The 20761-nt window shown below is 71.8% G+C and carries 19 protein-coding genes and 1 pseudogene; 16 read left to right on the top strand and 4 right to left on the bottom strand.

The window, feature by feature from the left end:
• Window positions 1–95 precede the first annotated feature (95 nt).
• Window positions 96–608, bottom strand: a complete 513-nt coding sequence (locus ACN265_RS26630) for an Lrp/AsnC family transcriptional regulator (protein WP_145918000.1) — start codon at window positions 606–608, stop codon at window positions 96–98.
• 210 nt (window positions 609–818) lie between these two features.
• Between ACN265_RS26630 and ACN265_RS26625 the strand changes: the two genes are divergently transcribed.
• From ACN265_RS26625 to ACN265_RS26585, 9 genes and pseudogenes are all read left to right on the top strand, one after another.
• Window positions 819–2003, top strand: a complete 1185-nt coding sequence (locus tag ACN265_RS26625) for a polyamine ABC transporter substrate-binding protein (RefSeq protein WP_421410348.1) — start codon at window positions 819–821, stop codon at window positions 2001–2003.
• A gap of 5 nt (window positions 2004–2008) precedes the next feature.
• On the top strand, window positions 2009–3160 hold the full coding sequence (locus tag ACN265_RS26620; RefSeq protein WP_421411633.1) for an ABC transporter ATP-binding protein: 1152 nt from the start codon (window positions 2009–2011) through the stop codon (window positions 3158–3160).
• Window positions 3161–3165: 5 nt separating this feature from the next.
• Complete coding sequence (locus ACN265_RS26615) at window positions 3166–4068, top strand: ABC transporter permease (RefSeq protein ID WP_421411631.1); 903 nt, start codon at window positions 3166–3168, stop codon at window positions 4066–4068.
• Complete coding sequence (locus ACN265_RS26610; protein WP_420117949.1) at window positions 4065–4907, top strand: ABC transporter permease; 843 nt, start codon at window positions 4065–4067, stop codon at window positions 4905–4907. Before ACN265_RS26615 ends, ACN265_RS26610 begins: the two co-directional genes overlap by 4 nt.
• Window positions 4904–5107 (top strand): hypothetical protein, encoded by a 204-nt coding sequence (locus tag ACN265_RS26605; RefSeq protein WP_421410346.1) that lies wholly within the window; start codon window positions 4904–4906, stop codon window positions 5105–5107. Before ACN265_RS26610 ends, ACN265_RS26605 begins: the two co-directional genes overlap by 4 nt.
• Window positions 5107–6309 (top strand): saccharopine dehydrogenase family protein, encoded by a 1203-nt coding sequence (locus tag ACN265_RS26600; RefSeq protein WP_421410343.1) that lies wholly within the window; start codon window positions 5107–5109, stop codon window positions 6307–6309. The genes ACN265_RS26605 and ACN265_RS26600 overlap by 1 nt, the downstream gene beginning before the upstream one ends.
• Window positions 6310–6593: 284 nt before the next feature.
• Window positions 6594–6686 (top strand): annotated as a pseudogene (locus ACN265_RS26595) (hypothetical protein); the annotation flags it as partial.
• A 333-nt stretch (window positions 6687–7019) separates the two neighbouring features.
• A complete protein-coding gene (locus ACN265_RS26590; protein ID WP_421411629.1) occupies window positions 7020–7580 on the top strand; it encodes an endonuclease domain-containing protein in 561 nt (186 codons plus the stop codon).
• Window positions 7581–7763: 183 nt separating this feature from the next.
• Window positions 7764–8453: a hypothetical protein gene (locus ACN265_RS26585; protein ID WP_421410341.1), complete on the top strand. Its 690-nt coding sequence runs from the start codon at window positions 7764–7766 to the stop codon at window positions 8451–8453.
• Between the two features lie 27 nt (window positions 8454–8480).
• On the opposite strand, the gene gabT is transcribed toward ACN265_RS26585, so the two are convergent.
• Both gabT and ACN265_RS26575 read right to left on the bottom strand, forming a co-directional pair.
• Window positions 8481–9752, bottom strand: a complete 1272-nt coding sequence (gabT, locus tag ACN265_RS26580; protein ID WP_421410340.1) for a 4-aminobutyrate--2-oxoglutarate transaminase — start codon at window positions 9750–9752, stop codon at window positions 8481–8483.
• 64 nt (window positions 9753–9816) lie between these two features.
• Window positions 9817–11253: a gamma-aminobutyraldehyde dehydrogenase gene (locus ACN265_RS26575; protein ID WP_357931699.1), complete on the bottom strand. Its 1437-nt coding sequence runs from the start codon at window positions 11251–11253 to the stop codon at window positions 9817–9819.
• A gap of 142 nt (window positions 11254–11395) precedes the next feature.
• Here ACN265_RS26575 and ACN265_RS26570 point away from each other — a divergent pair, with 142 nt between their 5' ends.
• The gene (locus ACN265_RS26570; RefSeq protein ID WP_421410336.1) at window positions 11396–12835 is read left to right on the top strand and encodes an aldehyde dehydrogenase family protein; all 1440 of its coding nucleotides are present in this window, start codon (window positions 11396–11398) and stop codon (window positions 12833–12835) included.
• Between the two features lie 17 nt (window positions 12836–12852).
• On the opposite strand, the gene ACN265_RS26565 is transcribed toward ACN265_RS26570, so the two are convergent.
• On the bottom strand, window positions 12853–14079 hold the full coding sequence (locus tag ACN265_RS26565) for an SUKH-3 domain-containing protein (protein WP_420117868.1): 1227 nt from the start codon (window positions 14077–14079) through the stop codon (window positions 12853–12855).
• A gap of 73 nt (window positions 14080–14152) precedes the next feature.
• Between ACN265_RS26565 and ACN265_RS26560 the strand changes: the two genes are divergently transcribed.
• The 6 genes from ACN265_RS26560 to ACN265_RS26535 all read left to right on the top strand — a co-directional run bounded on the left by ACN265_RS26560 (window position 14153) and on the right by ACN265_RS26535 (window position 20688).
• The gene (locus tag ACN265_RS26560; RefSeq protein ID WP_420117867.1) at window positions 14153–14584 is read left to right on the top strand and encodes a YbaB/EbfC family nucleoid-associated protein; all 432 of its coding nucleotides are present in this window, start codon (window positions 14153–14155) and stop codon (window positions 14582–14584) included.
• Window positions 14577–14921: a hypothetical protein gene (locus ACN265_RS26555; protein WP_421410333.1), complete on the top strand. Its 345-nt coding sequence runs from the start codon at window positions 14577–14579 to the stop codon at window positions 14919–14921. Before ACN265_RS26560 ends, ACN265_RS26555 begins: the two co-directional genes overlap by 8 nt.
• 15 nt (window positions 14922–14936) lie before the next feature.
• Window positions 14937–19277, top strand: a complete 4341-nt coding sequence (locus ACN265_RS26550; RefSeq protein WP_421410331.1) for a toxin glutamine deamidase domain-containing protein — start codon at window positions 14937–14939, stop codon at window positions 19275–19277.
• On the top strand, window positions 19277–19714 hold the full coding sequence (locus ACN265_RS26545) for a hypothetical protein (RefSeq protein ID WP_357931681.1): 438 nt from the start codon (window positions 19277–19279) through the stop codon (window positions 19712–19714). Before ACN265_RS26550 ends, ACN265_RS26545 begins: the two co-directional genes overlap by 1 nt.
• 61 nt (window positions 19715–19775) lie before the next feature.
• Window positions 19776–19973 (top strand): hypothetical protein, encoded by a 198-nt coding sequence (locus ACN265_RS26540; RefSeq protein WP_204928238.1) that lies wholly within the window; start codon window positions 19776–19778, stop codon window positions 19971–19973.
• Window positions 19974–19977: 4 nt separating this feature from the next.
• Complete coding sequence (locus ACN265_RS26535) at window positions 19978–20688, top strand: endonuclease V (protein WP_421411627.1); 711 nt, start codon at window positions 19978–19980, stop codon at window positions 20686–20688.
• Window positions 20689–20761: the final 73 nt, after the last annotated feature.

Below are 20761 nucleotides of genomic sequence, written 5' to 3'. Positions count from 1 at the left end.
GGGTCGGGTGACCGACTTGATGTCGGCCCCGTGGCGGGGTCCGGGTGCGGGGATGCCGCTGGTGCGGCCCACGGGTGTGGATCAAGGGGTGGGGCTCAGGCCGTACCCCAGCTGTAGGTCTGCTTGCGGAGCTTGAGATAGACGAACGCCTCGGTGGCGAGCACCCCGGGCACCGACCGCAGCCGTTGCAGGATCTCCAGCAGGTGGGCGTCGTTGCGGCAGACCACCTCGGCGAGCAGGTCGAACGAGCCGGCGGTGATCACCACGTAGTCGATCTCGTCGAACCCGGCCAGCCGGTCGGCGACGGCCTCCAGATCGCCGTCGGTGCGCAGGCCGATCATGGCCTGGCGGGGGAAGCCGAGCTGGAGTGGGTCGGTCACCGCGACGATCTGCATCACCCCGGCGTCGAGCAGCCGCTGCACCCGCTGGCGGACGGCCGCCTCGGAGAGCCCGACCGCCTTGCCGATCGTCGCGTACGGCCGGCGGCCGTCCTCCTGCAACTGTTCGATGATCTGCTTCGCCACGTCGTCCAACAGCGCGTGGCTGGCCCCCTCACGCACCGCGACGCGTCGCCCGCCGGTGCCGTGCTCCTGCTGCCGGATCGTCATCGTTCGCTCCCCATGTCCGTTTCCCCCGGGTCGAGCCTAGTGCCACCCGCGCATGCTGGCGTAATTCGTCGTCACAGCCTATTCCAGCAACGGAATCCCTTGTGGGGGCGGTGACCTCATGCCAGGATCAGTCGTCTCAGGCACCCGACCCTCCCGCCGGCGCCGCACCCCCGTCCCCGCCGCCGTCGGACGACCCCTAGGAGTCGTCATATGCGTACTCCCCTCCGGCCCCTCACCCGGCGTGGACTGCTCACCGGCACCCTCGGATCGGCCGCCCTGCTCGCCACGGGCGGCAGCCTCACCGGCTGCGGCACCAAGGCGGCCACCCAGACCGAAGCCGGCTGCAAGAGCGACGACCTGTCCGCCACGGAGAAGACCCTCGCCTTCTCCAACTGGCCGCAGTACATGGACGTGGACGACAAGGACGCCGCGAAGCGGCCCAGCCTCGACGCGTTCGTCGCCGCCAGCGGCATCCAGGTGACCTACACCGAGGACATCAACGACAACAACGAGTTCTTCGGCAAGGTGCAGAACCAGTTGGCCGGCTGTCAGAGCACCGGGCGGGACATCATCGTCCTCACCGACTGGATGGCCGCCCGGATGATCAGGCTCGGCTGGATCCAGAAACTCGACCCGGCCAAGCTGCCGAACGTGGCGGCCAACCTGCTGCCGTCGCTGCGCGGGCGCTCCTTCGACCAGGAGAACCGGGTGGCCATCCCGTGGCAGTCCGGCCTCGCCGGGCTGGCCTACAACGGCAGCGTCACCGGGGAGATCCGCACCGTCGACGAGCTGCTCACCCGCTCCGACCTCAAGGGCAAGGTGACCGCCCTGTCGGAGATGCGGGACACCATGGGCCTGCTGCTCCAGTCCAACGGGCACGACCCGTCGAACTTCACCGCCGCCCAGTTCGACGACGCCCTCACCAAGCTGCGTAAGGCCGTCGAGTCGAAGCACATCCGCCGGTTCACCGGCAACGACTACGCCCCCGACCTGGCCAAGGGCGACATCGCCGCGTGTGTCGGCTGGTCCGGCGACGTGATCCAGTTGGCCGGCGACAACCCCAAAATCAGGTTCGTCGCGCCGGACTCGGGGGTGATGCTGTTCAGCGACAACATGCTGGTGCCCAACAAGGCTACCCACCGGGGCAACGCCGAAGAGCTGATCAACTACTACTACCAGCCGGCGGTGGCGGCGAAGCTCGCCGCGTACGTCAACTACATCTGCCCGGTCAAGGGCGCCCAGGCCGAGATGGAGAAGATCGACCCGGAGCTGGCCGCCAACCCGCTGATCTTCCCGGACGACGCCCTGCTGGCGAAGTCCAAGGTGTTCATGGCCCTGGACGAGAAACAGGAAAAGGAATACGAGTCCAAGTTCCAGCAGGTCATCGGGGCGTGAGCGGGATGGCGAACGAGGCACCCGCCGGTGACCTGCGGCTGACCCACCTGACCAAACGGTTCGGCATCTTCACCGCCGTCGACGACCTCAGCCTGACCGTCCCGCAGGGGTCCTTCTTCGCCCTGCTCGGGGCATCCGGCTGCGGCAAGACGACCACCCTGCGGATGATCGCCGGGCTGGAGGAACCGACCAGCGGGCAGGTGCTCCTCGGCGACCGGGACATCAGCCGGCTGCGGCCGTACCGGCGGCCGGTCAACACGGTCTTCCAGAGCTACGCGCTCTTCCCGCACCTGGACATCGCCGAGAACGTGGCCTTCGGGCTGCGGCGGCGCGGCATCCGCAAGGTCGACGGCCAGGTCCGGCAGATGCTGTCGCTGGTCCAGCTCGACGGGTTCGGCAGGCGTCGCCCCGCGCAGCTCTCCGGTGGCCAACAGCAGCGGGTCGCGCTGGCCCGCGCCCTGATCAACCACCCGCAGGTGCTGCTGCTCGACGAGCCGCTCGGCGCGCTCGACCTGAAGCTGCGCCGGCAGATGCAGATCGAGCTGAAGCGCATCCAGACCGAGGTCGGCATCACCTTCGTGCACGTCACCCACGACCAGGAGGAGGCCATGACGATGGCCGACACGGTCGCGGTGATGAACGCCGGGCGGATCGAGCAGCTCGGCGCACCGGCCGAACTCTACGAGTACCCGGCGACCCCGTTCGTGGCGAACTTCCTCGGCCAGTCCAACCTGCTCGCCGCCGACGCCGCCGGCCCGGCCGGGCCCGAGGTGCCGGTCACCGCGCACGGCGCGCGCTTCTCGGTGCCCGTCGACCGCGCCCGCGTCGACCGGGGTCCGGTCTACCTGGGGGTACGTCCCGAGAAACTGCACCTGGCCGAGACCGCCGACGAGGTGCCCGCCGGCCACCAGCACGTCGAAGGGGTGATCACCGACGCGTCGTACGTGGGGGTGAGCACGCAGTACCTGGTGCGCACCGGGTGGGGCAGTGAACTGTCCGCGTTCGCGGCGAACAGCGGCGTCGGCCGGCAGCACCCCGTCGGCGCGTCCGTGGTGGCGCACTGGGACCCCCGGCACGCCTTCCTGCTGCCCCGCGCGCCGGGCCAGGACGACCGCACCACCCCGCTGCTCGACGAACCGGTCGGGGCACCGTCGTGACCGCACTGGCCCAGTTGGGCGGCGGGACACCGACGACCGGGGCACCGCCACCGGCCCGGCCCGGACGGCACCGGCTGCTGCCGTATCTGCTGCTGTTGCCGGGGGCGGCCTGGCTGCTGCTGTTCTTCGTCGTGCCGCTGGTGCAGCTCGCCGCCGCCAGCCTCTACGACCCGACCGGTTCGCTCTCCACCGGGTACGCGCTGACCTGGGCGTTCGGCAACTATCCGGAGGCGTTGCAGGCGTACGCGCCGCAGTTCGCCAGGTCGTTCGGCTACGCCGGGGCGGCGCTGGTGCTGGCCCTGCTGATGGGCTACCCGCTGGCGTACGCGATCGCGCAGAAGGCCGGCCGGTGGAAGAACCTGCTGCTGGTCTGCGTGGTCGCCCCGATGTTCACCAGTTTCCTGGTGCGTACCCTGGCCTGGAAGACCATCCTGTCGGACAACGGCGCGCTGGTCGGGCTGCTGCGCGACGTCCACCTGCTCGGCCCCGACGGGCGGCTGCTCGCCACCCCCGTCGCGGTGGTGCTCGGGTTGACGTACAACTTCCTGCCGTTCCTGGTGCTGCCGTTGTACGCGAGCCTGGAGCGGCTCGACCGTCGACTGCTGGAGGCGGCCAGCGACCTGTACGCGGGCCCGCTGCGCGCCTTCCGCAGGGTCACCCTGCCGCTGTCGATGCCCGGCCTGATCGCCGGCACGCTGCTGTTCTTCATCCCGGCCACCGGTGACTACATCAACGCCGAACTCCTCGGCACCCCCAACGAGTACATGATCGGCAACGTCATCGACTCGGCGTTCCTGGTCCGGCTGGACTACCCGCAGGGCGCCGCCCTGTCCTTCCTGCTGATGGCGGCGATCCTCGCGGTGGTCTTCGTCTACCTGCGCAGGGCCGGCACGGAGGAAGTGCTATGAGGGTGTCGCGGTGGTTGGCCGACCGGTGGGTGATGATCGTCGCGCTGCTGGTGCTCGGCTACCTGTTCCTGCCGATCGCCGTGGTCGCCGGCCTCTCCCTCAACCGCCCGTCCAGCCGGCTGTCGTACGACTTCAACGAGTTCACCCTGGACAACTGGCGACAGCCCTGCGCCACCCCCGAGATGTGCGACGCGGTCGTCCGCAGCGTGCAGATCGGGTTCCTCGCCACCGTCGGGTCCACGGTGATCGGCACGCTGATGGCGTTCGCCCTGGTCCGGCACCGGTTCCGGGGGCGCGGCGGGATCAACCTGCTGATCTTCCTGCCGATGGCGACGCCGGAGCTGGTGCTCGGCACCTCGCTGCTCGCCCTGTTCGTCTCCGCCGGGGTGCCGCAGGGCTTCTGGACCGTCGTCATCGCGCACGTGATGTTCTGCGTGTCGTTCGTGGTGGTGACGGTCAAGGCCCGGCTCGCCGGGATGGACCGGCGGCTGGAGGAGGCCGCGATGGACCTCTACGCCAGCGAGTGGCAGACGTTCCGGCGGATCACCCTGCCCCTGGTGCTGCCCGGCATCGTCGCCGCCGCCCTGCTGGCCTTCTCGCTCAGCTTCGACGACTTCATCGTGACGAACTTCAACGCCGGCACCACCGTCACCTTCCCCATGTACGTCTGGGGTGCCGCCCAGCGGGGCATCCCCCCACAGGTCAACGTGATCGGCACGGCGATGTTCGGCATCGCCCTGCTGCTCGTCGGGCTGAGCATGCTGCGCGGTCGACGGGCCCGCCGGGCCGCGCTCCCGGTCGCCGACGCGCCCGGCCGACGGGCGACCGGCCCGTCATGATCCTCCCGCATACCGGCCGGTCGCTCGCCGAGGCGACGCCCGGCCGGTATGCGCACCACCGCCCCGACCTGCCCCGTCCGGCCGCCGACACCAACCTCACCCGCCGGTCGCCGGCCCGCGCCGACGCGCACGCGCACGACGACCGGCGTCAGCACTGGCTCCGTACGCTCGATCGTCTTGGTTTGGGGTTCGATTCCTGATGCGTATCCTGCTCGTCGGCGCCGGAGGGGTCGGCTCCGCCGCCGTCGCCATCGCCGCCCGCCGTTCCTTCTTCGACACCGTCGTCGTCGCCGACTACGACCTGATCCGGGCCGAGCGGGCCGTCGCCGGGTACGGCGACCGGTTCGTCGCCGCCCGGGTGGACGCCGCCTCGGCGGACGCGGTCGCCGCGCTCTGCCGGGAACACCGGATCACCCACGTGCTCAACGCGGTCGACCCGCGTTTCGTCATGCCGATCTTCGACGGGGCGTTCGCCGCCGGGGCCGACTACCTGGACATGGCGATGTCGCTGTCCCACCCGCACCCGGCCCGGCCCTACACCCAGACCGGGGTGAAGCTCGGCGACGAGCAGTTCGCCGCCGCCACCACCTGGGCGGACGCCGGTCGGCTGGCGCTGTGCGGGATCGGCATCGAACCGGGCCTGTCCGACGTGTTCGCCAGGTACGCCGCCGACGAACTGTTCACCGACATCGACGAGATCGGCATCCGTGACGGCGCGAACCTCACCGTCGACGGCTACGACTTCGCCCCGTCGTTCTCCATCTGGACCACCATCGAGGAATGCCTCAACCCGCCGGTGATCTGGGAACGGGACCGTGGCTGGTTCACCACCGAACCGTTCAGCGAACCGGAGGTCTTCGACTTCCCGGCCGGCATCGGCCCCGTCGAGTGCGTCAACGTCGAACACGAGGAGGTGCTGCTGATCCCGCGCTGGGTCAGGGCCCGGCGGGTCACCTTCAAGTACGGCCTCGGCGACGAGTTCATCGAGGTGCTCCGGGCCCTGCACAAGGTCGGCCTCGACTCGACCACCCCGGTCTCGGTGCGCGGTGTGCAGGTCTCGCCGCGCGACGTGGTCGCCGCCAGCCTGCCCGACCCGGCCACCCTCGGCGACCGGATGCGCGGCAAGACCTGCGCCGGCACGTACGTCACCGGCACCGGCGTCGACGGTCGGCCCCGGAAGGTCTACCTCTACCACGTGGTCGACAACGAGTGGTCCATGCGGGAGTACGGCCACCAGGCGGTGGTCTGGCAGACCGCGGTCAACCCGGTGGTGGCGCTGGAACTGCTCGCCACCGGCGGCTGGTCCGGGGTCGGGGTGCTCGGCCCGGAGGCGCTGCCACCCCGCCCCTTCCTCGACCTGCTCACCGCCTACGGCTCCCCCTGGGCAATAGAAGAACGCTGACCCCCACCCCACCCGGTTTCGCCCGGGTCTCACGCCCCCCCGTGTGGGTCTCGCGGCCCTCTCCCCGCTGAGAGCTCGCGCCCTCCCTGCCCGAGGCTCGCGGCCACCACCCTGCCTGGGGCTCGCGCCCACCGCTCTGCCCGTCGATCATGGAGTCGTGGTGGGCGATTGGTTGGTTTCCATGACTTTTGCGGAGCACCACAACTCCATGATCGACGGGGCTGGGTGGGGCGGGTGGGGGTTGTGGAAGGGGGTGGGGGTTATCCACAGGGGGTGGTGGGGAGGTGGGGTGGTGGGCAGGGTGGGTGGGTGTGGCGGGGCGGCTGATTCGGTACTCGGAGTTGTTGTCGGCTGGGTGGAGTCGGGAGGGGGTTCGGCGGGCGGTCGGTGCGGGTGAACTGCGCCGGTGGGCGCGGGGTGTCTACGGGCCGGGAGACGTCGGTATGGCTGGGGAGGTCAGTGGGGCGGGGGAGGGTGGTGGGTGGGGGAGGGTCCGGGCGGCGGGGAGCGGGCGGCGTTCGAGGGGTGTCGGTGGGGTGCTGGGTGAGCAGGTGGTGCGGTGGCAGGCGCTCCTGAGTCGGCTTCCGGAGGGGGTGGTCGTCGGCTTCCAGACGGGCGCTCGACTGCACGGGTTCGGGGCCGTACCCAGCGACGATCTCCATGTGATCGTGCCCGCCGGCGGGAGGGTGCCGCAGATTCGGGGTGTCGTGGTGCATCAGGCGGTGCTTGCCGTACCCGAGCCGGTCCTGGTGGCCGGCCTGCCGTGCGCACCCGCGGACCGGTGTGCGGTGGACCTGGCCCGCACGGTCGCCCGGCTGGACGCACTGCCACTTCTCGACCTGTGCCTGCGGGTGGGAGCCTGTCGCCCCGAGGGGTTGACCGTCGAGCTTGCCCGACACGCGCGGTTGCGGGGCGTCGACCAGGCGCGGCAACTGGTACGGCTGGCCGACCCCAGGTCGGAGTGCCGGCAGGAGAGCCAACTGCGGCTCGTCCTGATCGACGGTGGGCTGCCGGCACCGGAACCGCAGATCTGGGTGTCGGATGACGAGGGCTTCCGGCGCTACCGACTGGACCTCGGCTACCGACGGTCCCGGGTCGGCATCGAGTACGACGGCCTGTCCCATCTCGACCGCGACCGTCTCCACCACGACCGCGCCCGGATGAACTGGCTGGCGGCCCACGGCTGGCGCATGCGCCACTTCACCGCCCACGACCTCTACCGCCACCCCTCCGTGATCACCACCCAGATAGCCCACCTCCTCCACCCCTGACCCCGCCCCTGGCCAGTCGATCTTGGAGTCGTGGCGGGCAGGAATCGGCATCAAAGGGTGGGAAAGGCCATCACAATTCCTTGATCGACAGCGGAAGTGCGGGATGGCGGCGGGTTGGGTTGAACGGGGGGCGGGTCCGGGACGTACCAGGCGGTGCAGGCAACGGCGACGACGGGAGGCGTGGTGAAGGTGCAGCGCAAGCACGTACTGGCGGCGGGGGTGGCGGTGGTCGCCATGGCGGTGGTCGCGGTGGGGACCGGATTCGGGTTCGCCGACACCACGTCCGCCCGGCCGAGCATCTGCTCCGGCTCGGTCACGTTCTCCGCCGAGGCCGGTGCGCCTGCCGCGACGAGTGACCGGTTCCCGGTGGGGACACGGTTGCGGGTGACGAACCTGGACAACGGGAAGGTGGCGACGGTCTCGGTCAGCGGGCCGTCGGGCAGTTGCGTGCTGCTCAACGCCGCCGCGATGGAGCTGCTGCGGGAGCCGGGCAAGAACGTGATCCGGCGCAACGTGGTCGAGCGGGTCGGTGCCGACGTGCCGGCAGCCCCGGCTCCCGGTGAGACCCGGCCCGGTGCCGCCCAGCCTCCGGTGACCCAGCGGCCGACACCACCGGCGACCGGAGTGGCGGCCACCGCGTGCAGCGGCTCGGTCACGTTCTCCGCCGAGGCCGGTGCGCCTGCCGCGACGAGTGACCGGTTCCCGGTGGGGACACGGTTGCGGGTGACGAACCTGGACAACGGGAAGGTGGCGACGGTGTCGGTGAGCGGGCCGTCGGGTAGTTGCGTGCTGCTCAACGCCGCCGCGATGGAGCTGCTGCGGGAGCCGGGCAAGAACGTGATCCGGCGCAACCTCGTCGAGCTGGTGCGCTGAGCGTACCGGCGGTCGGGGGCGTGGACGTCAGCCGAAGGCGGCGTCCAGGATGTCCAGCCCACGGGCCAACTCGTCGTCGGAGATCACCAGCGGCGGCAGGAACCGCAGCACGTTGCCGTAGGTGCCGCAGGTGAGGGTGAGCAGGCCGGCGGCGTGGCAGGCCGCCGAGACGGCGCTGGCGGCGGCCGGGTCGGGAACCAGGCCGCCCGGCCGGACCAGCTCCACGGCCAGCATCGCGCCTCGGCCGCGTACCTCGGCGATCCGGGGATCGCGGGCGGCGATCGCCCGCAGCCGGTCGGCGAGCACCGACCCGATCCGTCGCGCGGCGGCGGCCAGGTCCAGTTCCCGCATCGTGGCGATGCTGGCCAGGGCCGCCGCACAGGCGATCGGGTTGCCGCCGTAGGTGCCGCCGAGACCGCCGACGTGCACCGCGTCCATCAGCTCCGCCCGGCCGGTCACCGCCGCCAACGGCAGGCCACCGGCGATGCCCTTGGCCAGGGTGACCAGATCCGGCACCACGCCCTCGTGGTCGCAGGCGAACCAGTCGCCGGTACGGCAGAAGCCGGTCTGGATCTCGTCGGCGACGAACACCGCCCCGGCCGCCGTCGCCCACTCGCGCAACGCCGGCAGGAAACCCGTCGCCGGTACGACGAAACCGCCCTCGCCCTGGATCGGTTCGATCAGCAGCGCGGCCACGTTCTCGGCCCCGACCTGCTTGTCCACCAGCTCGATCGCCCGCGCCGCCGCCTGCGCCCCGGACAGCCCGCCGTCGCGCAGCGGGTACGACATCGGCACCCGGTGGATCTCCCCGGCGAACGGCCCGAACCGGTGCTTGTACGGCATGTTCTTCGCGGTCAACGCCATGGTCAGGTTGGTCCGGCCGTGGTAGGCGTGCTCGAAGACCACCACGGCCTGCCGTCCGGTGGCGTGCCGGGCGATCTTCACCGCGTTCTCCACCGCCTCGGCACCCGAGTTGAACAGCGCCGACCGCTTCGCGAAGGTGCCCGGGGTCAGCGCGTTGAGCTGCTCGCAGACCGCCACGTACGACTCGTACGGGGCGACCATGAAGCAGGTGTGGGTGAACCGTTCGACCTGGGCCCGTACCGCCTCGACAACGCGCGGGGCGGCGTTGCCGACGCTGGTGACCGCGATGCCGGCGGCGAAGTCGATCCACTCCCGCCCGTCGACGTCGACGATCGTGCCGCCGCTGGCGGTGTCCACGTACGAGTCGATGACGCTGCCGACGCCCCGGGCCACGGCGGCCTCCCGCCGCCGGTGCAGCTCCGCGCTGGAAACCACAGTGCCGTCTTTCGTTCGCGACTGCGGGGCTCGCAAACCCGGCTCACTCCTCGCGCTCACGGGATCAGCCCTCGATGTGGTGCATGACGTGCTTGATCCGGGTGTAGTCCTCCAGGCTGTAGACCGACAGGTCCTTGCCGTGCCCGGAGTGCTTGAAACCGCCGTGCGGCATCTCCGACACGAACGGGATGTGGGTGTTCACCCAGACGCAGCCGAAGTCGAGCCGGCGGGTCATCCGCATCGCCCGGCCGTGGTCACGCGTCCAGACCGAGGCGGACAGGCCGTAGTCGACGCCGTTGGCCCAGCGCACCGCCTCGTCCTCGTCGGTGAACCGCTGCACGGTGATGACCGGGCCGAACACCTCCTGCTGGATGATCTCGTCGGCCTGGCGTACCCCGGAGACCACGGTGGGGGAGTAGAAGTAGCCGCGCCCGCCCACCCGTGCGCCACCGGTGTGCAGATCGGCGTGGTCGGGCAGCCGGTCGACGAAGCCGCTGACCCGGGCGAGCTGGTTGGCGTTGTTCAGCGGGCCGTAGAGCACGTCGGCGTCGTCCGGGGCCCCGGTGCGGGTGTTGCGGGCCTGCTCGGTGAGGGCCGCCACGAAGTCGTCGTGCACGCCGGGACCGGCAAGCACCCGGGTCGCCGCGGTGCAGTCCTGGCCGGCGTTGAAGTAGCCGCCCGTCGCGATCGCCTCGGCCGCCGCCGCCACGTCCGCGTCGTCGAAGACCACCACCGGGGCCTTGCCGCCCAGCTCAAGGTGGGTCCGCTTGAGATCCGGCGCGGCGGCCGAGGCGACCTCCATGCCCGCCCGGGTCGAGCCGGTGATCGACACGAGCTGCGGCGTCGGATGCGCCACCAGGGTACGGCCGGTGTCCCGGTCGCCACAGACCACGTTGAACACCCCGGGCGGGAGGAACTCGGCGGCGATCTCGGCCAGCAGCAGCGTCGACACCGGCGTGGTGTCCGACGGCTTCAGCACCACCGTGTTGCCGGCCGCCAGCGCCGGGGCGATCTTCCACACCGCCATCATCAGCGGGTAGTTCCACGGGGTGACCTGCGCGCAGACGCCGATCGGCTCCCGCCGCACGTACGAGGTGTGCCCCGCCAGGTACTCCCCGGCAGAGCGGCCCTCCAGCAGCCGGGCCGCCCCGGCGAAGAACCGGAACTGGTCCACCGCCGGTGGCAGCTCCTCCTCGGCGGTGAGCTGGCGCGGCTTGCCGGTGTTGCGCACCTCCGCGTCGACCAGTTCGGCCGCCCGGGACTCCACCGCGTCGGCGAGTTTCAACAGCGCCCGCTGCCGCTCGGCCGGGGTGGTGTCCCGCCAGGTCTCGAAGGCGGTCGCGGCGGCCCGCATCGCCGCGTCCACGTCGGCCGCGCCGGACACGGGGGCCTGGGCGAAGACGTCACCGGTGCAGGGGTCGATCAGGTCGGCGTGACCGCCGTCCACCGGGTCGACGTACGCGCCGTCGACGAAGTTGCGTAGCTGCTGCTGGTCGCTCATGGTGAGGTCTCTCCAGGGGTGGCTGGGAGTGAAGTCAGCGGACGTAATCGCAGTCTGACTGCCATCTTGGCTACTGAATTCGCGGCAGACAAGGGCTTGGGCGACTGTTTCCGTGCGACTGCCTGTCGTCTACGCTGCCGACGTGGAACCGAGAGCGTGCTGGGTCGCCGGTCGGGCCGTCCACGGCGACGACGAGGTGACCGTGACCCACCCGTACGACGGTCGGGTGGTGGGGCGTACCAGCTGGGCCACGCCCGACCAGGTCGAGGCCGCCGTCGCCGCGGCGGCCCGGGTGGCGGCGGAGGCCGCGGCGCTGCCCGTGCACGTCCGGGCGGCGGCCCTGGACCACGTGTCCCGGGAACTCGCCGCACGGGCGGCCGAGGTGGCCGACCTGATCACCGCCGAGAACGGCAAGCCGGTCACCTGGGCGCGGGCCGAGGTGGGCCGGGCGGTGTCCACGTTCCGCTGGGCGGCCGAGGAGGCCCGACGGTTCTCCGGCGAGTTGCAGCGGCTCGACACCGACGCCGCCGCGACCGGCCGGATCGCCCTGGTCCGGCGGGTGCCCCGGGGGCCGGTGCTCGGCATCACCCCGTTCAACTTCCCGCTCAACCTGGTGGCCCACAAGGTCGCCCCGGCCCTCGCGGTCGGTGCGCCGATCATCGTGAAGCCGGCCCCGGCGACACCGCTGTCCGCGCTGCTGCTCGGGGAGATCCTCGCCGGCACGGACCTGCCGGCCGGCATGGTGTCGGTGCTGCCGCTGCCCAACGACCGCACTGCCGCCCTGGTCGACGACCCCCGGCTGCCGGTGGTGTCGTTCACCGGCTCCGGGCCGGTCGGGGCGCAGATCCGCCGTCAGGTGCCGGACAAGCACGTCACCCTGGAACTCGGCGGCAACGCGGCGGCGGTGATCTGCGCCGACTGGTCGTCCGACGCCGACCTGGATCTCGCCGCCCGACGGATCGCCACCTTCGGCAACTACCAGGCCGGGCAGTCCTGCATCGCGGTACAACGGGTCCTCGTGCACGAACGACGCTACGCCGACTTCCTGCCCCGGCTGGTCGCCGCCGTGCGGTCGCTGCGCACCGGCGACCCGACCGCCGAGTCGACCGACGTCGGGCCGCTGGTCTCCGTCGAGGCCGCCCGCCGGGTCGAGACGTGGGTCGACGAGGCCGTCGCCGCCGGGGCCACCGTCGAGGTCGGGGGCCGCCGCGACGGCGCCAGCTATCCACCCACGGTGCTGACCGGGGTGCCGCCGTCGGCGAAGGTCTGCGCGGAGGAGGTCTTCGGGCCGGTGCTGGTGGTGGCGTCGGTGGAGACCGACGACGCCGCGTTCGCCGCCGTCAACGACTCGGCGTACGGGTTGCAGGCCGGCGTGTTCACCCACCGGCTCGACGTGGCGTTCACCGCCGCGCGGGTGCTGGAGGTGGGCGGGGTGATCGTCGGCGACGTGCCGTCGTACCGGGCCGACCAGATGCCGTACGGGGGCGTCAAGGGCAGCGGCGTCGGCCGGGAGGGCGTGCGGTCGGCGATGGACGACTACACCGAGCCGAGGGTGCTGGTGCTGACCGGGATGCCGCTGTAGCCCACGCGCCTCCCTCGTCACCAGGTGCCGTCGTCCCGGACCCGGGGCGGGGCGAGGCCGAGCAGCAGGGTGGTCAGCGCGGCGTCGATGTCGTCGCCGAGGAACCACTCGCCCGCCTGGTCCAGCGCGAAGACCCGGCCGCGGTCGTCCACCGCCAGGATCGCGTCCGGATGCCCCGCTCCGATCGGGAAGAGCCGCACGCCGAGCACGGCACCGAAGTCCGCCAGGGTGTCGGCGGTGTACGCGGCGTGCACCGGATCGACGGAGAACCGCGAGATCCACACCTCCCGACCGGGCCCGCGCCGGCCGGACACCAGCCCCGGGAATCTGGTGAGGGCGTCCAGTGCAGAGGTGAGGTCAGGATGCCGGTGGGATATCTCCCGCGCCTCCGCGATCGCCTCCTCGGCGAGCCCGTCGTCACCGAGCCCCGGACGCCATCCGGCACTGACCAGCGCGTCGGCGACCTCCGGTGGGAACCGTCCCACCTCTGGCACGGCCTGCCTGTCGGGTCGCCACTGCCTGGTGAACGCCAGTTCCGACCAGCCGACGACCGCGAAGTGCACCAGGAAGTTCAGGCAGGAGTCGCAGGGACGTTCCGCCGGGCCGGCGTCCGGATCGCCTGGTTCGCGGACCAGGAACACGTCGATTCCGGTCGCCGTCAGCAGCGACTCCGCCTCGCGCATGGTCAGCGGGGGTAGACCGGCGGCGGCGCGTCGATGGTCGTACTCGTGCAGGACGTCCGAGACGACGACCAGCTCGGCGTGCCGGTCGCCGCCACGGACCAGGTGCCCAGCGGGCAGTTCGTCCAGGTAAGCCCGGACCAGGGGGTGGTGCCGCAGCGGCGGTACGTCCCCCTTGACGCCGTGCCCGACGTAGGTGCGGCCCTCGACGGTCAGGTGGGCCACGGCGGCGGGCGTCGGCAGCCGCCGGATCTCGCGCAGCAGCAGGCTGGCCGGGTCGACGGTGCGGGGTGCCGGGGTGCCGGTGGGGCGGCTGCGCCGGTACATCTGCTGCACCACCGCCGCCGGCACCCGGGGCCAGGTGGTGACCTCGCCGGTCTGCTTGTCGACGACGGTGGTCGGCAGGTCGCCGGGGTTCGTGTCGACGGCGCGGTCGACGGTCGACCGGATCACGTAGCCCAGGTCGAACTCGTCGAGCGTGGGCCGGCACTCGTGGCCGAGGCGCTGCGAATCCCGTCGGGCCCACACCTCGGCGAGCTGCTCGGCCTGTTGTCGATCGATCACGGCCCGAAACTACCGGACCCCACCGGATCGTGGCGCCCGGTATGGTTCGCCTGACTGACGGTGACGGGGGAGGATGGCGTTGGCCGAAAGGGTGGACCGGGACGCGAACCAGGCGCTCCGGGCGCGGTTCGACGAGGTGTACGGCCAGTACCAGCGGTTACGGTCCGGTGTGGACGACCTGCGTGCCGAACTGGCGGAGTTGCGGGTCACGGAACGCTCGGACGACGGCCAGGTCACCGCCACGGTGGGGGCGCGCGGCGAGCTGATCTCGGTGGAGTTGGACGCCGCCGTCTACCGGGACCGCGATCACCACGCGTTGAGCCGGAAGATCACCACGACGGTGCAGCGGGCCTGCGCCCGTGCCGCCACGGCCACCCAGGAACTGGTCGCCGCGCACCTGCCGGCCGGTTCGGGATCGGTGGAGTTCCTGCGTACCGGCGATTTCGGCGCACTGCTCGGGCGCGCCGACGCGGTGCTCCGACGGGAGGCGGAACGGCATGGGTGAGGGGCACCTCTGGCTCGATCCCGACCGGGCCCGACGGGCCGGGGCGGACCTGCACCTGGCCGGTGCGTCGGTGTCGGCGCGTCGGACCGCGCTTGGTGGGCAGATCGCCGGGGCCAGCGCCGGCCGTCCGTGGGGTCGGGACGACATCGGCGCGGCCTTCGACAGGAGTTACCGGGCCTACGAGGAGAGCCTGCTGCGCGCCTGGGCCGGGCTCGGCCGGTCCCTCGAACGGCTCGGCACGGACGTGGTCACCTCGGTCGACGCTAACGTCCGGACGGACACGGCGAGCGGACGGCGGCTCGACGGGGTGGCCGATCCGCGCGGCCCTCAGCGCTGACCTGCGGGGGAAGCCGTGAGTGTGCTGCCGAGCCCGATCCCGCACCCGCTCGACTACAGCCCCTGGGAGTTGCCGGGTTGGGCCTACGAGGCGCTCGACTGGGTGGTCGGGGTCGAGTGGCCGGAGGGAAACGAACGCGCCGTCTGGGACCTCGCCGACCAGTGGTACGCGGTGGCGGGTGCCCTGACCGGCCCCCGGGCCGACGCGATCGCCGCCGCCACCGAGGTCCGCAGCGGCTACGGCGGCACCGGGGCCGTGCCGGAGGCGTTCGAGGCGGCGTGGCGGCGGCTGGCCGAGGGTGACGAGGCCCCGTTGCCGGTACTGCTGGCGGTCAGCACCGACCTGGGGCGTCTGGTCGAGGAGTGCGGCAGCGACATCGAGGCCGCCAAGATCGAAGTGTGGATCGAACTCGGCATCCTGGTCGCGGAACTGCTCGCGCTCGCCGTCGCCGCCGCGCTCACCGCCGGGGCCGCCTCACCCGCAGCAGGCGCGGCGGTCACCGCCAGCCGGCTGGTGATCCAGCAGATCTTCCGCCGGTTACTGGCCCAACTGGCCAAGAAGGCGCTCCGGCAGGGCCTCAAGGAGGCCGGCGAGCGGGCCGCGAAGGAAGTCGCCCGGGAGGGGATGCGCGGGCTCGGCAGGCGGGCGGTCAAGGGTGGCCTGTTCGAGGCCGGGCAGGAGGCCGGGGTCAGCCTGGCGACGCAGGCGTACCAGAACTCCACCGGTCGTCGGCACGGCCTGGACCTCGCCGATCTCGGTGCGTCGGCGCTCGGCGGCTTGGCCGGCGGGGCGGTCGCGCCGCTGGCGGGCCTGGGACGGCACGCCAGCGGGCGTGCAGCCCGGGTCGGTGAACACGTCGGCCGCGAGATGACCGGTGAGGTGCTGGCGGAGGGTGCGGCCGGTCTGGCCACCGGGCAGGGGATGCCGTCGCTGGAGGACGCCAGCCGGGCCGCCGTGTCCGGGGTCGCCGGCTCGGCGACCGGGCAGGCGGACGCCGCGCTGCGCGCCCGGCTGACCGCGCTCGCCGGTTCCGCCTCCCCGCCGTCCGACGCCTTTCCCGTTCCGCCGCCGGTCGGTGACCAGGTGACGCCGTCCGCCGACGTCCTCGCACGGTCGCCCGCTGACACCCTCGCACCGAGGCCGGCAACGCCGGCCGATCCGGTCGTCGTGACCGGTGGTGCGGTAACGGATCCGCTGCCACCCCGTGACCCACCGGGGCCGGCCGGCCCCGACCGGGCCGCTGCCGCAGGCCAGGTCGATTCGCCGGCCGAGCCGACCTCGCCGGCACCTCCGGCCCGACCCGAACCCGTCGCCCCGCACGCGGTCGACGCTGCGACACCGTCGGTCTCCGCCGGCCCGGTGTCCGACAGCCCCACCCTGTCGTCGATCGCGGTGGATCAGGCTGCCTCCCCCGCCACGGCAGGTCGACCCGTGGAGGCGGTCAACACGGCGGTGCCCCACGCTGCCGACCCCGGCCAGGGCAATCCGGGCGGGGGCGTGACGACGGCGGGCGGACCACCGACAGGAGCCGCTGCGGCACCGGCACCCGTGGTGGGTACGGTGCCGACCGTCGGTGTACCGCCCGGCCCGACGACCGGCGTCCCGCCCGGATCGACGGCTGGTGCGCCGGTGGGACCGGCTCCGACGACCGTCCCATCGCCCAGCAGCGTGCCGGTCATCGGGCCGCACGGCCCGTCGACCGCCCCGGAGCGACCGGGCACCGCCGACGGTGACATCGGGCCGCAGCGGGTCGGGCGGTTTCCGCTCCTGGCGGCGCTGGCACCCGGACCCGTGGCTTCCCCGACCACCGGGCGATCCGACGACCCGGGACCATCGGCGAACGACGAACCACCCCGCCCCCGAACCCCACGGTGGTACGCGGCCAGGTGGGCGGCCGAGCGGGAGGCGCTGGAGCGGCGTCGCTACCAGGGCTACTTCGAAGCACAGCGACACTGGTTCGAGGACCGGCGACGCACGGACGATGCCGACCTCCGACGACAGGTCGCCCGTGAGCACGAGGCGAGGGCAGATCGTGCCGCCCGGCGTGCCGTCCAGGCGCACCGCGAAGGCCGCTCCCACCTGGCCAACTGGTATCAGCAGATCGCACACCGCGCGCAGGCCGACAGCTATCGGGAACTGGACCGGGCCTCGGCGATCATCGACGGCCGACTCTCACCCGCAGATGTCACTGTCGATGATCCAGACGACTTCCGCCGCATCAACGACGATGTGGCCGAGTTGGCCGGTGGTGGGGTCGAGACGGGGGACAGGTCGGCGCTGACCGGCGACGACGATCCACCGCCCATCGACCGTTCCCGCCGGTACGGGGAGTTCGGCGGGCTGCGCCATCCCCTCGCGCTGCACCAGACCGACCTCGAACGGCAGATGCCCCGCACTGCGGACGGCGGCGTCGTGCGTACCGCCGACCCCCGGCAGGGCGGCTGGTTCGCGCTGACCAACGACGGGGGCCCGCAGGCCGATCCGACCCGGGGCATCAACTGCCTGGACTGCACCCTGTCCCTCTACGAGACGTGGTTGCACGGCCGGCCCAGGGTGGCCGCACCCCGTACGTTCGACGGCTACCTGCAGGGCGACGTCCGGCGTCCGGTCAACGGTGAGACCGGTGGACCCGGCCGGGTGGAGGAGGTCACCGGCGGGCGGTTCCAGAAGCTGTTCGCTGTCGACGAGGGTGTCCGGCCGGGCCCGGCAGCCCTGCGTACGTCGGTCGAGCGCGGCTACCGCAACCTGCGTGACCAACTCGTCCTCGGCGGCCACGGTAGCTACGCCTTCCTGATCACCGAGTGGGAGAACGGCGGTTCGCACGCCTGGGTGGCGCTCAACCAGAACGGCACGGTGCTCTATCTCGACCCACAGGCGGGCACGGTGCATGACCGCCCGCTCTACGGACACACGGGCCGGCGGCGACCTGACAACGTCGTCGGCATCGACGCGCTGATCCTCGGCGGGGACGGCCGACCGATGCCGTTGGGCGGGCTGGCGCGGGGACGGTTCAGCGTCCGTCCCGACCTGCCCGACCACCCTGCGGTGCCGGACGACGAGCAGGGCTACGGCGACCCCTATCTCAACCGCGTCCACCTCCTCGACGGGCCGGGATCTGCCGACCAGGCGGGACAGGCGTCGGAAGACATCGGTCGACCACCGGGACCTGCCGGCTCCCGCCAGGACTATGAACCGCAGCGGCCCACGCCTGGACGCCCCACTGAGATCGCGACACTGTTGTCCGGTGGTGCCGATCTCGGCGGGCTCCTCGATGCCGGTCTGTCCCCTGCCGAAATCTGTGCACACGTCGACGCCCCGATGCTCCGACGGCTCGTGCCGCAGTTGAACGAGGCGGACGCGGCGGACGTGGCGAGGCTGCTCGGCGATCGGCGGGTCGTACGGATGCTGGACGAAAGCTGGCGTGACCCTCCCATCGGACAGCAGCGGGCGCTCGCGGGCACCCTCTTACAGGAGTTGGCGCGTCGGCCGGACCTCGCCCGCATGATCCTGGCCGCGCCCGAACTGGCCACCTCGCTGACCGCCCGTCCGTTGACGCTGCACCACCTGGCCTCGCATCCGGCGGCGATCGACGCCCTCGGATCGGTGCTCGAGGAGATGACAGCACAGGGCGCGGAGAAGATCGCCACCCAGCAGCCGCCGGTGCCGCTGCCGACACCGCTCTCTGCGGAGCAGTTGCGGATCAGTGAACGTGCTGCCACGCCCGGTGAGAACGTGCGGCAACCAGGATTCGACAGTCGACGGGTGGCGGACCCTGGCTACCGCTCCGCATACCTCGACTCGCTCTATGCCGCCGCCGTCGTGGCGCAGGAAGAGTTGAACGGGCTCGCCGTGGACCTGGCGCATGAGGGCGATACGGTCGTCGGCTCGGCCGGTTGGAGGCGACATCCCAAGGACCGCCAACGGGCCGAGGACAAGGTCCGCAAGTACCGGGGTGACGTTTCCCTCCTCCGGGACCTTGCCGGCGCGAAGGTCGAGTTCCGGTCCCTGGGTGATCTCTATCGGGCACTCGATCGCCTGTGCGATCGCCCTGGAATTCGGATAGTGCGTTGCGAGGACAGGTTCGTCGTCCCGCAGGAGAGCGGCTACCGGGATGTGCAGCTCGTTCTGGAAATGTCGAACGGCCATCTCGCCGAGTTCCGGCTGCACCTGGCTGCCCTTGATGAGGTAGCGGTCTGGGAGCATGCCCTGTACGAGGTTCGTCGCGACCTGGACAGCCTTGCTCGGCAGGACAGCAGGATGATGACCGGGGTGGAGTGGGCCCTCGTGACCGGCATCCTGCGTGAGCAGCAACGGCTGTTCTGGCACGCGTTGGTGTCGACAATCGGGGAGACGTGATGTCGGGCGCGGGTGTGGGCATCGATCTGCCCGCTTACTACTCCTATTACGACTCTCCTGTGAAGGTCGTCGCTGCGGAGGGCGGGGTGCCGCAGGTGTGGCGCGTCGTGATGGAGACGGGCGGCTGGAGCCGGGAGGATGACCTCCTCGGCGAACTGCTCTTCGCCGCTTCAGGTGAGGTTGCGAAGCGTTCGGCTGAGGAGTTCGTGCAGGACGTGGAGAGATACCGGTCGAATTACCTGTCCGGCGACGGTCCCGTGTTCGCCCTCTATGAGACTGCGGCGGCGATTCTCGATTCAGCTCGGCGCGAGCGGCGCAACCCCACCCCGGGGGAACAGGCGATGGTGCGCGGCATCAGACGGAAGACCTTCGTCATGTTCGAGGAGGCGCTGCACTCCGCCGGAGATCCTGCGGCTGATCCGGATGTCGGTGCCTGAGGGCGCCGGTGTCGGTGACTGGTGGAGCGTGTGACCGGCGGTGCCCGATTAGGGTGGGGCGATGACGGACCCTGCTGCCAAGAAGCGTCAGACGAGCGCCTGGGTGTCGGGCATGGCCATCGGCATCGTCATCGGGCTGATCATGTTCCGGGACGCCGTCGGTGTGGCGTTCGGGATCTCCATCGGCATCGCCTTCGCCATAGCCTTCGGTGCCTTCGACAAGAAGAAGGAGGGTGGACGCGACGGTGAGCCCGGCTGAGACCGTGGGACGGCCGGAGCACGGGGACACCGGGTCGCCCGGGTTGACGGTCGCCGAGGCGGTGGCCGTACAGGACCGGTTGCGACCCCGGGTGGACCTGGTCGGGCCGGGTCCGCGCCGGCCCGCGACGGTGGCCGGCCTCGACGTGGCGTACGCGCCGGACGGCGACCTGCTCGCTGCGGCGGTGACCGTGCTCGACACCGCGACCCTGACGGTGGTGGATCACGCGGTCAGCGTGGGCCGGCCCGCGTTCGGGTACGTGCCGGGGCTGTTCGCCTTCCGTGAGCTGCCCGCCCTGCTGGCCGCCCTGGACCGGCTGACCACTCGCCCCGAGCTGCTGGTCTGCGACGGGCACGGGTTGGCCCATCCGCGTCGCTTCGGGTTGGCCTGCCACCTGGGCGTGGTGACCGGGCTCCCCGCGATCGGGGTGGGCAAGACCCCGCTGGTCGGCGGCTGGACCGGGCCGGGTCCGCGCCGGGGGGACGCCGCCGAGCTGGTCGACGCCGGTGAGGTGGTCGGCCGGGTGCTGCGTACCCGGGACGGGGTGAAGCCGGTGTTCGTCAGCGTCGGGCACCGGATGGGACTGGACAACGCCGTCGCGCAGGTGCTCGCGTTGACCCCGCGGTTCCGGCTGCCGGAGACCACCCGTACCGCCGACCGGCTCTGCCGCGAGACCCTCGCCGCCGCCACCGGCCCGGCCCGCACCGCCGGCTGAGGGGCGCGGGCCGGCCGACCCGGGCGGTCGGGTCGAGGGGTAACGCGGCCCACAGGCGGGGCGCTCTGTCACC

This window comes from Micromonospora sp. WMMD730, from assembly GCF_049178955.1.
Lineage (GTDB): Bacteria > Actinomycetota > Actinomycetes > Mycobacteriales > Micromonosporaceae > Micromonospora > Micromonospora wenchangensis.
This window is presented reverse-complemented; position numbering and strand designations above follow the sequence as displayed.

What these genes read in the sequence shown, in the direction of transcription:
- ACN265_RS26560 (WP_420117867.1), top strand. Translation starts at nt 14,153, where the DNA reads ATGGCGTTGGCCGAAAGGGTGGACCGGGACGCGAACCAGGCGCTCCGG.
- ACN265_RS26625 (WP_421410348.1), top strand. Translation starts at nt 819, where the DNA reads ATGCGTACTCCCCTCCGGCCCCTCACCCGGCGTGGACTGCTCACCGGC.
- ACN265_RS26545 (WP_357931681.1), top strand. Translation starts at nt 19,277, where the DNA reads ATGTCGGGCGCGGGTGTGGGCATCGATCTGCCCGCTTACTACTCCTAT.
- ACN265_RS26605 (WP_421410346.1), top strand. Translation starts at nt 4,904, where the DNA reads ATGATCCTCCCGCATACCGGCCGGTCGCTCGCCGAGGCGACGCCCGGC.
- ACN265_RS26540 (WP_204928238.1), top strand. Translation starts at nt 19,776, where the DNA reads ATGACGGACCCTGCTGCCAAGAAGCGTCAGACGAGCGCCTGGGTGTCG.
- ACN265_RS26610 (WP_420117949.1), top strand. Translation starts at nt 4,065, where the DNA reads ATGAGGGTGTCGCGGTGGTTGGCCGACCGGTGGGTGATGATCGTCGCG.
- ACN265_RS26620 (WP_421411633.1), top strand. Translation starts at nt 2,009, where the DNA reads ATGGCGAACGAGGCACCCGCCGGTGACCTGCGGCTGACCCACCTGACC.
- ACN265_RS26575 (WP_357931699.1), bottom strand. Translation starts at nt 11,253, where the DNA reads ATGAGCGACCAGCAGCAGCTACGCAACTTCGTCGACGGCGCGTACGTC.
- ACN265_RS26600 (WP_421410343.1), top strand. Translation starts at nt 5,107, where the DNA reads ATGCGTATCCTGCTCGTCGGCGCCGGAGGGGTCGGCTCCGCCGCCGTC.
- ACN265_RS26630 (WP_145918000.1), bottom strand. Translation starts at nt 608, where the DNA reads ATGACGATCCGGCAGCAGGAGCACGGCACCGGCGGGCGACGCGTCGCG.
- ACN265_RS26555 (WP_421410333.1), top strand. Translation starts at nt 14,577, where the DNA reads ATGGGTGAGGGGCACCTCTGGCTCGATCCCGACCGGGCCCGACGGGCC.